This is a genomic window from Campylobacter armoricus, assembly GCF_013372105.1.
GTDB classification, from domain to species: Bacteria; Campylobacterota; Campylobacteria; order Campylobacterales; family Campylobacteraceae; genus Campylobacter_D; species Campylobacter_D armoricus.
In genome coordinates this window covers 101,440-112,725 of record NZ_CP053825.1, presented here as the reverse complement: position 1 = coordinate 112,725, position 11,286 = coordinate 101,440, and the positions used below count along the sequence as shown (strand labels likewise).

Annotated in this window: 13 protein-coding genes; 9 read left to right on the top strand and 4 right to left on the bottom strand. The window is 30.0% G+C overall.

What is annotated here, in order from left to right; genetic code table 11:
* Positions 1-19: 19 nt before the first annotated feature.
* From topA to CARM_RS00630, 5 genes are read left to right on the top strand one after another with little or no spacing between them, the layout of a single operon-like run.
* Positions 20-2,104, top strand: a complete 2,085-nt coding sequence (gene topA, locus CARM_RS00650) for a type I DNA topoisomerase (protein WP_412842211.1) — start codon at positions 20-22, stop codon at positions 2,102-2,104.
* A 1-nt stretch (position 2,105) separates the two neighbouring features.
* Positions 2,106-2,942, top strand: a complete 837-nt coding sequence (locus tag CARM_RS00645) for a biotin synthase (protein ID WP_139427204.1) — start codon at positions 2,106-2,108, stop codon at positions 2,940-2,942.
* Positions 2,923-4,101 carry a cation:proton antiporter gene (locus CARM_RS00640; protein WP_139427206.1) on the top strand — a complete coding sequence of 393 codons (1,179 nt, stop codon included), beginning with the start codon at positions 2,923-2,925 and terminating at the stop codon, positions 4,099-4,101. The genes CARM_RS00645 and CARM_RS00640 overlap by 20 nt, the downstream gene beginning before the upstream one ends.
* A 39-nt stretch (positions 4,102-4,140) precedes the next feature.
* Positions 4,141-4,899: a 3'(2'),5'-bisphosphate nucleotidase CysQ family protein gene (locus CARM_RS00635; protein WP_139427208.1), complete on the top strand. Its 759-nt coding sequence runs from the start codon at positions 4,141-4,143 to the stop codon at positions 4,897-4,899.
* Positions 4,899-5,549 (top strand): hypothetical protein, encoded by a 651-nt coding sequence (locus CARM_RS00630; RefSeq protein ID WP_139427210.1) that lies wholly within the window; start codon positions 4,899-4,901, stop codon positions 5,547-5,549. Before CARM_RS00635 ends, CARM_RS00630 begins: the two co-directional genes overlap by 1 nt.
* Here the strand turns inward: CARM_RS00630 and CARM_RS00625 are convergent.
* Genes CARM_RS00625 through CARM_RS00615 form a run of 3 tightly spaced genes read right to left on the bottom strand, consistent with a single transcriptional unit; the run spans position 5,542 to position 7,472 of the window.
* Positions 5,542-6,318: a UDP-N-acetylmuramate dehydrogenase gene (locus CARM_RS00625; RefSeq protein ID WP_139427212.1), complete on the bottom strand. Its 777-nt coding sequence runs from the start codon at positions 6,316-6,318 to the stop codon at positions 5,542-5,544. The genes CARM_RS00630 and CARM_RS00625 overlap by 8 nt on opposite strands.
* On the bottom strand, positions 6,315-6,581 hold the full coding sequence (gene fliQ, locus CARM_RS00620; protein WP_139427214.1) for a flagellar biosynthesis protein FliQ: 267 nt from the start codon (positions 6,579-6,581) through the stop codon (positions 6,315-6,317). Before fliQ ends, CARM_RS00625 begins: the two co-directional genes overlap by 4 nt.
* A 27-nt stretch (positions 6,582-6,608) precedes the next feature.
* Entirely contained in the window at positions 6,609-7,472 is an 864-nt protein-coding gene (locus CARM_RS00615) for a menaquinone biosynthesis family protein (RefSeq protein ID WP_139427216.1), read from the bottom strand.
* 107 nt (positions 7,473-7,579) lie between these two features.
* Here CARM_RS00615 and recA point away from each other — a divergent pair, with 107 nt between their 5' ends.
* From recA to CARM_RS00595, 4 genes are all read left to right on the top strand, one after another.
* Complete coding sequence (gene recA, locus CARM_RS00610; RefSeq protein WP_139427218.1) at positions 7,580-8,614, top strand: recombinase RecA; 1,035 nt, start codon at positions 7,580-7,582, stop codon at positions 8,612-8,614.
* On the top strand, positions 8,614-9,858 hold the full coding sequence (gene eno, locus CARM_RS00605) for a phosphopyruvate hydratase (protein WP_139427220.1): 1,245 nt from the start codon (positions 8,614-8,616) through the stop codon (positions 9,856-9,858). The genes recA and eno overlap by 1 nt, the downstream gene beginning before the upstream one ends.
* A gap of 116 nt (positions 9,859-9,974) precedes the next feature.
* Entirely contained in the window at positions 9,975-10,136 is a 162-nt protein-coding gene (locus CARM_RS08395; RefSeq protein ID WP_236103531.1) for a hypothetical protein, read from the top strand.
* Positions 10,126-10,809: an AMIN domain-containing protein gene (locus CARM_RS00595; RefSeq protein ID WP_139427223.1), complete on the top strand. Its 684-nt coding sequence runs from the start codon at positions 10,126-10,128 to the stop codon at positions 10,807-10,809. The genes CARM_RS08395 and CARM_RS00595 overlap by 11 nt, the downstream gene beginning before the upstream one ends.
* Before the next feature lie 14 nt (positions 10,810-10,823).
* Here CARM_RS00595 and CARM_RS00590 read toward each other — a convergent pair whose 3' ends face one another.
* Positions 10,824-11,207, bottom strand: a complete 384-nt coding sequence (locus tag CARM_RS00590; RefSeq protein ID WP_139427225.1) for a group III truncated hemoglobin — start codon at positions 11,205-11,207, stop codon at positions 10,824-10,826.
* Between the last annotated feature and the right edge of the window lie 79 nt (positions 11,208-11,286).

Below are 11,286 nucleotides of genomic sequence, written 5' to 3'. Positions count from 1 at the left end.
AATCCTCACAAGGAAAATAATGAAAAATTTAATCATAGTAGAATCACCTGCCAAAGCTAAAACTATAGGTAATTTTCTAGGCAAAGACTATGAAGTCATAGCTTCTAAAGGACATATTAGAGATTTACCCAAAACAAGCTTTGGTATAAAAATAGAAGATGAAAATTTTAAACCAGAATATAGAATTTCAAATGATCATTCAAATTTAGTAAAAGAGCTCAAAGAAAAAGCTAAAAAAGCTAAAACTATCTACCTTGCAACCGATGAGGATCGCGAGGGTGAAGCCATAGCTTATCATATAGCTAAGGCTATTAATAAAGATGAAAATTCCTTGCCACGCATAGTTTTTCATGAAATCACTAAAAATGCTATAGAAAATGCTTTGAAAAATCCAAGAACTTTAAATGTAAATAGCGTCAATGCCCAGCAAACTAGACGCTTACTTGATCGCATAGTAGGTTATAAACTAAGTCCTTTGCTTAATCAAAAAATTCAAAAAGGTCTAAGTGCTGGGCGTGTGCAAAGTGCAGCTTTAAAAATCATAGTCGATAGAGAAAGAGAAATCAAAGCTTTTGTGCCTTTAAAATACTTTAGTATCGATATGGTTTTTGAAAAAGACTTGCAAGCTGAATTAATTGAATTTCAAAACCAAAAATTAGAAAGATTAAGCATAACCAATGAAGATAGAGCTAAACTTATCTTTGAAGCTTGTAAAAATGCTAGCTTTAAAATCAAAGATATAGAAAGCAAAGATAGAAAAATAGCCCCACAAGCTCCTTTTATGACTTCAACCTTACAACAAAGCGCAAGCAATCGCCTAGGTTTTAATCCTAAAAAAACTATGATGATAGCTCAAAAGCTTTATGAGGGCGTAAAAACCCACCAAGGTGTAATGGGTGTAATTACTTATATGAGGACAGATAGCTTAAACATAGCCAAAGAAGCACTAGAAGAAGTGAGAAAACTTATAAAAGATGAATTTGGTAAAGAATACTTACCAAGCAAAGCAAATATTTATACAACTAAAAGCAAAGGTGCTCAAGAAGCACATGAAGCTATAAGACCGACTAATCTAAGCTTTACCCCAAAACTTGCAAATGAGTTTTTAGAAAAAGATGAAGCAAGATTATATACTTTAATCTATAATCGTTTCCTAGCTTCACAGATGAATCCTGCGATATCTCAAACTCAAAATGTCTATGCAAAATCAAACGAAGCAAGTTTTAAAATAAGTGGTAGAAAAATTTTATTTGATGGACATTATAAAGTATATGGAGATATGGATAAAGATAAAATCTTACCTAATTTAAAAATAGAAGATACACTTCTTATCCAAAATATAGAATTAAACTCACATTTTACCGAACCACCTTCAAGATATTCAGAAGCTGGACTTGTAAAAAGACTAGAAAATCTTGGCATAGGACGCCCTTCTACTTATGCTCCAACTATTTCTTTACTTAGTGCAAGAGAGTATGTATATATAGATAAAAAGCAAATCATACCTAATGAAATAGCCTTTGTCGTAACAGAAGTTTTAGAGCAAAATTTTAGTGATATAGTAGATAGTGATTTTACTTCTAAAATGGAAGATAAGCTTGATATCATTGCAGAAGGCAAGATGGACTGGCAAGAGGTTTTAAGAGAGTTTTATTTTCCTTTTATGAGAAAAATTGATGAGGGTAAAAAAAATATAAAAAGCCAAAAAACTTTCACTAAATTAGATGAAACTTGCCCTGATTGTGGAGGCGAACTTGCTATAAGAAAAGGAAGATATGGTGAATTTGTGGCTTGTTTAAATTTTCCAAAATGCAAATACTCAAGAAATTTAAAACAAGAAACACAAAATGAAGAAAAAAGCGAGAAAAAACTCAACACCATAGGCGTAAAATGTCCAAGTTGTCAAGAAGGTGAAATCGTGGAGCGTTTTTCTAAGCGTGGTAAATTTTATGGGTGTAGTGCTTATCCAAAATGCAACTATATAAGCAAATATAAACCAAGTGAAGAAAGATGTAGCGAATGTGGTGAAACTATGATTATCAAAGAGCTTAAAAAAGGCACATTTTTAGAGTGCTTAAAATGCAAAATCAAAAAGGAAATTTAATATGGAAATTATGCTTTGTGCTATATCTAATATAGCAAGTGGAGGGTGTGGGGAAGATTGTAAATACTGCACTCAAAGTGCTCATGTAAAAACTAATATCAACAAATACAAAAGAAAAGATATTGACCAAATCATCTTAGAAGCTAAAATGGCTAAGAAAAACGAAGCTTTAGGTTTTTGTTTGGTTACAGCTGGAGCTGGGCTTGATGATGAAAAACTTGAGTATGTATGCAAAGTAGCTCACGCGGTGCAAAAAGAAGTAGAAGGACTTTTACTCATAGCTTGTAATGGTATAGCAAATTTAGAACAACTCAAAGAATTAAAAAAAGCGGGAATTTTTTCTTACAATCACAACTTAGAAACCTCTAAAGAATTTTTCCCAAACATTTGTTCTACGCATACTTGGGAGCAAAGATTTCAAACTAATCTTTATGCTAAAGAAGCAGGATTAATGCTTTGCTGTGGTGGAATTTATGGACTTGGAGAAAATGAGGCTGATAGAAAAAGTTTTAGAGCAAGTTTAAAAGAACTTGATCCTTTTTCTTCGCCTATTAATTTTTTTATACCTAATGAAAATTTAAAACTAAAACAAGACTTGCTTAATCCTGATGAGGCATTAAATATCATTAAAGATACAAAAAAAGATTTACCAAATACACATATTATGATAGCAGGTGGTAGAGAAGTTGTGCTAAAAGAAAGACAATATGAAATTTTTAATGCAGGAGCTAGTGCTATAGTGGTAGGGGATTATCTTACCACTAAAGGTGAAGAACCTAGCAAAGATATACAAAAACTAAAACAAATGGGATTTAGCTTTGCTAGCGGGTGCCATTGATGCTCAAGTTGCTATAGATTTAAAAATTTTATTAGTGGTGGCAGGATGTTTGCTTACTTCACCTTATATTGCTAAATTTTTAAAACTTCCACTTTCAGCCACAGAAATTATGCTTGGCTCTTTTATAGGATTTTTGGGCTTTATAGGCGAGAGTGAGAATTTTAAACTTTTGGCTAATGCTGGGTTTTATTATCTTATGTTTATAGCAGGTATGGAGATTAATCTTAAAACCTTTTTAAATACAGAAAAAAGCTTATTAAATAAAGCCTTTATTTATATCATACTTTTATATGCTTTTAGTATTTTAGCGGTTGAGAGCATTGATATTTCTTATATTTTTGTCATTATCATACCTGTTATGAGTGTAGGTTTGCTTTCAACGCTTTATAGAGATTTTGGTAAAAATTGTGAGTGGCTTAATGTATCTATGGTAGTAGCTACTTTAGCTGAAGTTGTAAGCATAGTTTTACTTACTATAGCTGCAGCATTTTTAGGAAAAGGTGCTGATATTTTTTCACTTACTCAAAATTTATTATACCTAGTGGGATTTTTAGCACTTTGTATTTTTGGATTTAAATTTTTAGAAGTGCTTTTTTGGTGGTATCCACAACTAAAAACCATACTCATGCCTTGGCAAGATCAAAACGAAAAAGATATAAGATTTTGTATGGCTATATTTATTGCTATAGTTGCGATTATGATTTATTTCAAGCTTGAAGTTGCACTTGGAGCTTTTATAGCAGGTTCATTTATAGCTACTTTTTTTGATCATAAAAAAGATTTAGAGCATAAACTTTCTAGTTTTGGTTATGGCTTTTTAATCCCTATATTTTTTATCTATATAGGCTCTAGCTTTAAACTCCAAATGCTTTTAAATCCTCAAGTTTTAATCATAGCTTTTTCATTAACTGCTTTTATGATAGGACTAAGAATACTTTGTGCCATGACTTTTGTAAAAATACTTGGTTTAAAAAATACCTTTTTGTTTGGTCTAAGCCATTCTATGCCACTAACTTTACTCATAGCAGTAGCTACGCTTTCTTACCAAACCAATATCATCACTCAAGATATATATTCAGGTTTGGTACTTACAGCTTTACTTGAAGCAATTTTGGCTATTAGTTTGATTAAATTTATCAATAATCTTAGTAGAAAATAATTCTACTAAGTATTTATATAAAATTGCTATACTTTTTTTATGAAAAATTTAGATACACTTTTAGAACTAGCTTTAAAAGCAGGTAAAGAAGCTTCTAAGGTATTACTTGAATATAAAGATAAAAATACCTTGTGGCTTAAAGATGATGAATCTCCAGTAGGTTTGGCTGATATAAAATCCAATGAAGCTATTAGTGAAATTTTAGCTTCAAGTGATATAGCTATATGCTCTGAAGAAAATATACTTTCTTATGAAGAAAGAAAAAATTTAGAGTATTTTTGGCTTATAGACCCACTTGATGGCACCAAATCTTACGCTAAAAAAGATAAAGAATATTGTGTATTAATTGCATTAATCCATAAAAATACTCCTATGCTTTCACTTATAGGCGATGCAGAAAATAATGCTTTTTATTACGCACATATTCACACAAAAGTTTATAAAAATAATGAAATTTTAAATCTTAGCTTAGAGCAGTATGAAAAGGTTAAAAAAATAGCCCTTTACTCTAAAAACCATGATAATAATGAAGATTTTTTCATTCAAAATCATCTTGAAGGTATTAAGGTTTCATCTGCTTTAAAATTTGTATATTTACTTGAAGCAAAAGCTGGAATTTATCCGCGTTTTGGCGGTCCAAAAGCTTGGGATATAGCTGCTGGAGATTTTTTAATCAAACAAAATGGTGGAATTTTATATGATTTTGATAAAAAGGCTTTAGATTATAATAGTCCTGATTTTAAACTTCCAAGTTTTATAGCTTTTGCTAAGAATGAATTTAAATTAAAAGGTTTTTAGTGAGATTTTTTTTGGTGTTTTTGTGTTTTTTAAGCGCTATTTATGCAAATTCTTTTGCAAATAAAAAAATCATCAAATTGCAAAATAACGATGAATTTAATATTATTAATCTTAATCAAAATATAAATTATGATAAACTCTCACACATTAACACCTTAGCTTTAGTACCAAGCTATGAAAAAGAATATAATTTTTATTTTTCAAATTTAAAAATCGATGCTAAAACCATGGCAAAAGACACACTAAAAGCATTAAGCGCTATTTTAAATGAGCAAAACAATTTTGCCTTGCTTAGCCAAAAAGAAAATCAAAGCTATATCAATAGTCAAAATATCACACAAGCAAATAAAAATTTCATCAATGCAAGTGAATTTTTAGAATTTAATCGTTTTAAAAAAGCTGATTTTATTATTTTACTAGATTTAAAAAGTATTCAAGCAAGCCAGCAAAATTTCTTGCTTTTTTCAAATTTTGAAGTCAAGGCTGATATAGAATACAAACTTTTTAATGCTAAAACAAAAAAATTAAAAGATCATAAAATTCTTACTATAAATACTCAATTTAGCACAAACGATAAAAACAGATCTTATCAAGAATTAGTTCAAGAGATAGCTACAATTGTTTATGAAGATATTAAAAATACTATATAATCACCACTTCTTCTTCTAAAATAATGCCAAATTCTTCAAACACTCTTTTTTTAGCAAGCTCTATCAAAAAAATAGCATCATCAAAATTAGCATATTTTTTATTAATCAAAAAATTGGCATGTTCATTGCTAAACATTGCATCATTTTTACTAAAACCTTTAAGCCCCACTGCTTCTATTAATCTTCCAGCATAATCATTTTTAGGATTTTTAAAAATGGATCCAAAACTTGCCCCTTTTGGTTGGTTTTTTCTTGCATTTTTCAAAAGTTCATCTTTAGCCAGATTAAATCCATATTCTAAAAAAAACTTTGCACTAAACATTACTTCTTTAATGGGATTAAATCTATAATCAAAAGCTATATTTTGTTTTAAAATTTCTTTGTCAAAAATTCTAATGCTAAGTAAATTTTTACTGATATTTTCATCTTTTAAACCTGCATTCATTTTTAAAATTCCACCCAAAGTTCCTGGGATATTTCTTAAAAACTCAAATCCTTTTAGATTATTTTCTTTGGCAAAATGATACATTTTAAAAGATTTTACGCTAGAGCCTATCTCTAAAAATACACCTTTTTTATTTTCATCTAAAATATGAATAAAATCAAATTTTTTTCCTAAAATTCCAAGTTTTTTTGGCTTAGGCGAAACAAGCAAATTATTTGCTCCACCTATTAAAAAGCCATCAAACTCACAAAGCTCTTCAAGTACTTGCACTTCAAAGCTTTCCCCTATACGAACAGAAGAGTATTTAGAAAAATCAATAATCATCGAACAAAGCTTGGAATTTGATTTAACATATTAATGGTAAAATCCATCATAGAGCTTATCATCCAAGGCATTAAAAATACTATCACCACAACAACAAGTAAAATTTTTGGCACAAAAGAAAGTGTAGCTTCATTAATTTGTGTAACAGCTTGAAAAATACTTATTACAAGTCCTGCAATAAGTCCTGCTAAAAGCATAGGCAAAGAAAGCATAAGTGTAATTTTAAAAGTTTGCACACCCAAAGCCACTAAAGTACTTTCCATTTTTTCTCCTTAAAAATTTAAATTCTATCAAGAATTTCTAAATTCTTCATACTCACTAGGTATAAGATAGTCTTTACTTATAATCAACTTATCATAAAATCCATGATTAAAACCAAGCTCAAAAAGCTTATCAATAGCAATATATTGTTTATCATTCATATTAATAGAATTTTTATTAGCATATAAATTTAAATATATATCAAGTTTTTGCGCATCAACGCGTATTAAATTACGCTCTAAAAGCATAGAAGCTAGAATTTTTCTATTATGATCAGCTACTTCTACCGCCTTAATCAAATCTTTTTCAATAGCTATAGCATCACTAATTGGCAAAGATCTTCTAAGTGCCATACCACCCAAAGGCAAAGGTAAATCATCTTTTACTAATTCTTGCCATATATCCCAAAGTTCAGCTTCTACACATAAACTAGAATCAAATTCTAAAATACTCTCATGTATAAGCACCCCTGCATCAACTTCTCCTTCTAAAACAGCTTTTTCAATTTCTAAAAAATTCTTATAAACTATCCTAGCTTGTGGGTATTTTATACGAAAAATTAAAGCATTAGTAGTATGCGCTCCGCTTAATGCGACTTTGAAATTTGGTTTTAATTTTTTATCTTTTTTCTTAATAAGTTTTGGTCCATAACCCTCACCAAAACTTACAGCAGTTTTTAACAAAGCATATTCACTAGCTATTAAAGGATAAAGTGCAAAAGAAATTGCACTAACATCGTAAATATTTTGCAACGCTAATTCATTTAAAGTTTGTATATCTAAAGCTATATTTTCATATTTATAAGCATTTCCAATCCAGCCAAATTTAATCGCCATATACATAAAAATATCATCAGCATCGGGAGAATGTGCTACATTAATTTTTTTATTCATTCCATTCCTTAAATTTTAAAAAAGTATTTTAGCAAAAATCAAAATAAAAACTTATATTAAATTTCTTTTTGATACAATTTTAAACATATTAAAAAAGGATTAATAATATGGATGATAATAAAAGAAAATCACTTGATGCAGCTTTAAAAAGTCTTGATAAGACCTTTGGAAAAGGAACCATTTTAAGGCTCGGTGATAAAGAAGTTGAAAAGATTGACTCTATTCCTACAGGTTCAGTTGGACTTGATTTAGCCTTAGGTATAGGTGGTATTCCAAAAGGAAGAATTATAGAAATTTATGGTCCTGAGAGTTCAGGTAAAACCACACTTACTTTGCATATCATAGCAGAATGCCAGAAAAAAGGCGGAGTTTGTGCATTTATAGACGCTGAGCACGCACTTGATGTAAGATATGCAAAAAATTTGGGTGTTGATACAGAAAATCTTTATATTTCTCAGCCAGATTTTGGCGAGCAAGCTTTAGAAATCGTTGAAACCATAGCAAGAAGTGGGGCTATTGATCTAATAGTAGTAGATAGCGTTGCTGCTTTAACTCCAAAAGCAGAAATTGAAGGCGATATGGGTGATCAGCATGTAGGTCTTCAAGCTAGATTAATGAGCCAAGCTTTAAGAAAATTAACCGGTATCGTTCATAAAATGAATACCACGGTAATTTTTATCAATCAAATTCGTATGAAAATAGGTATGATGGGATATGGAACCCCTGAAACAACTACAGGCGGAAACGCTTTGAAATTTTATGCTTCAGTGCGTTTAGATGTAAGAAAAACAGCTACTCTAAAACAAAATGATGAGCCTATAGGAAATCGCGTTAAAGTAAAAGTAGCTAAAAATAAAGTTGCACCGCCTTTTAAACAAGCCGAATTTGATGTAATGTTTGGTGAAGGTGTAAGCCGCGAAGGCGAATTAATTGACTATGGTGTAAAACTTGATATTATAGATAAAAGCGGTGCTTGGTTTTCATACAAAGCTTCTAAACTCGGACAAGGTAGAGAAAACGCTAAAGCCTTTTTAAAAGAAAATCCGGCTATTGCAGATGAAATCACACAAGCTATACAAAATTCAATCGGTATAGATAGTATGATTTTAGGTGCAAAAGATGATGATGAAGGAGAAGAATAATGCTGATTATTGAAGATTTAAGAGCTTTTGAAGTTTTAGATAGTAGAGGTAATCCTACTATAAAAGCTGAAGTTGTATTAAGTGATGGTAGTGTTGGCAGTGCTATTGTGCCAAGCGGAGCAAGCACAGGAAAAAAAGAGGCTTTAGAATTAAGAGATAATGATGAAAGATTTGGTGGAAAAGGTGTTTTAAAAGCGATAGAAAATATCAATGGAACTATAGCTGAAAACATCATAGGTCTTGATGCTTTCAATCAAACTCAACTAGATAACACCCTTTTAGAACTTGATGGAACAAAAAACTACTCAAATCTAGGAGCAAATGCAACTTTAGGAATTTCTATGGCTACAGCGCGTGCTACTGCTAATGCTTTGGGTGTGCCTTTATATCGTTATTTAGGTGGAGCAAATGCAAGTGTATTACCTGTGCCAATGTGCAACATCATCAATGGTGGCGCACACGCAAATAATAGTGTGGATTTTCAAGAATTTATGATTATGCCTTTTGGATTTTCAAGTTTTAAAGAAGGATTAAGATCAGTTTGTGAAATTTATGCAGTATTGAAAAAAGAATTAGCTAGTTTAGGCCACTCTACTGCCTTAGGCGACGAAGGTGGTTTTGCTCCAAATTTAGCAAACAATACAGAACCTCTTGATCTTTTAATGACTTGCATTAAAAAAGCAGGCTATGAAAATAAAATCAAACTAGCATTAGATGTAGCAAGTAGCGAACTTTACAAAGATGGTAAATATCACTTAGAAGGTAAAGTTTTCTCAAGCGAGGACTTAATCGCTCGTTATGAAGAATTATGTGCTAAATATCCTATTTTTAGTATCGAAGATGGTTTGGCTGAAGATGATTATGAAGGTTGGATTAAGCTCACTCAAAAACTTGGCAATAAAATTCAGCTTGTAGGCGATGATTTGTTTGTAACCAATGAAGATATTTTAAGAGAAGGTATCATGAAAAATATGGCAAATGCTGTATTAATCAAACCAAACCAAATTGGAACCATCACTCAAACCATGAGAACGGTTAGATTAGCTCATAGAAATAACTATAAATGTATTATGAGCCATAGAAGTGGTGAGAGTGAAGATACTTTTATAGCTGATTTTGCCGTAGCATTAAATACAGGACAAATTAAAACAGGAGCTTTAGCAAGAGGTGAAAGGACGGCTAAATACAATCGTTTGCTAGAAATTGAACTTGATAATGATGAATATTTAGGAGATAAACTCTGAGTGATTTATTAAAAGAGTATGATGAGCATTCTAAAAAAAAGGAAGCTCATCATCATCTAATAAAAACTATTGTTTTATCATTTATAGTTATTATAGTTGCTATATATTTTGGTAATATGTTTTTTGGAAAATCTTCTTTAGATGTTTTATTAACACTTAAAGAAGAACAAAAAAAATTAGAAAAAAATATAAATATTTTAAAAGCTAAAAACGCTCAAGCACAAAAAGAATATTTACAGCTTTTAAGGCTTAAAGGAGAAAATTCGCATGAGAATTAATATTGTTATTTTATCTTTAATTTTTTGTGTATTTTTGCACGCAAAAGATAATCCATTTGATAACAACTTACAACAGCAAAAAATCGAATTTGCACAACTTAATCCTTTTCAAAGACAAGATTTTAATTTTAATTCTGAAGCTAGAATTTTAAAAAATATCACTATAACATATATTAATCTTGATGGATCTGAACAACAAACAACTTTAGATATTTATAAAAGCATTAATTGGCATGATACTTATTCTTTTATAAAAACAAAAAGTCCAAATGCTACTCCAATATTAGATGTTTCTGTTACTGTGCCACAAGAGCAAGGGGCAAAAAATACCAAAATAGAAGAAAACAACACCACATTAAATATAGAAACACCTTTATTTAGTGGTAACATTTATAACTTTTTATCTATCAGTTTTTACAACAACAAAATCAACATTAAAACAGAAGATAAAATGCTTAGAAATTTATCTATAGGAGATCCTACAAAAATCATTATAGATTTTGCTAAAAAGCAAAATTTCAACACAAAAACCCTACAGGTAAATACAGCAAAAGTTAAAAAAGTTGTATTTGGATCACATAAAGGATATTATCGTTTAGTAATATATCTTGATGGAAAATACAGCTACAAATACTCACATAGTGAAAATTTACACACTTTCAATTATCGCTAAGAGTTTAAAAACTCTTATACAAATCTATGATCATAAATAATCATTTGAAATCTTTGAGCTATCATTTTAGCTCTTTCGATAATAATACTCCTTGGCTCATCTTCAAAAACTTCTTGCAAACTCTCATCAAATAAATTAAGCCAAATATTAAAAAATTCTCTTGGAAATGGAGGTAATTCATGATGAGCTCTCAATGGAGAACCATTATAACTTGGATCATTTAAAAACATTCCAGCCCAAAAACTTGCAATTTTTTCTTTATGTTTTTTCCAACTTTCATCATCTATTCCTATTTTATCATTAAAAATAGGTCCTAAGTCTTTATCCATTCTAATCTTTGCATAAAAAATATCCATAAGTTTTTTTATACCTTCATGATTGATAGTTTTAAATTTCATTTTTACCCTTTAAAATTTTCAAAATTATATTAAAAGCACAAAATAAAAATATGAACAAAAGTTAATTTTTAGTATAATT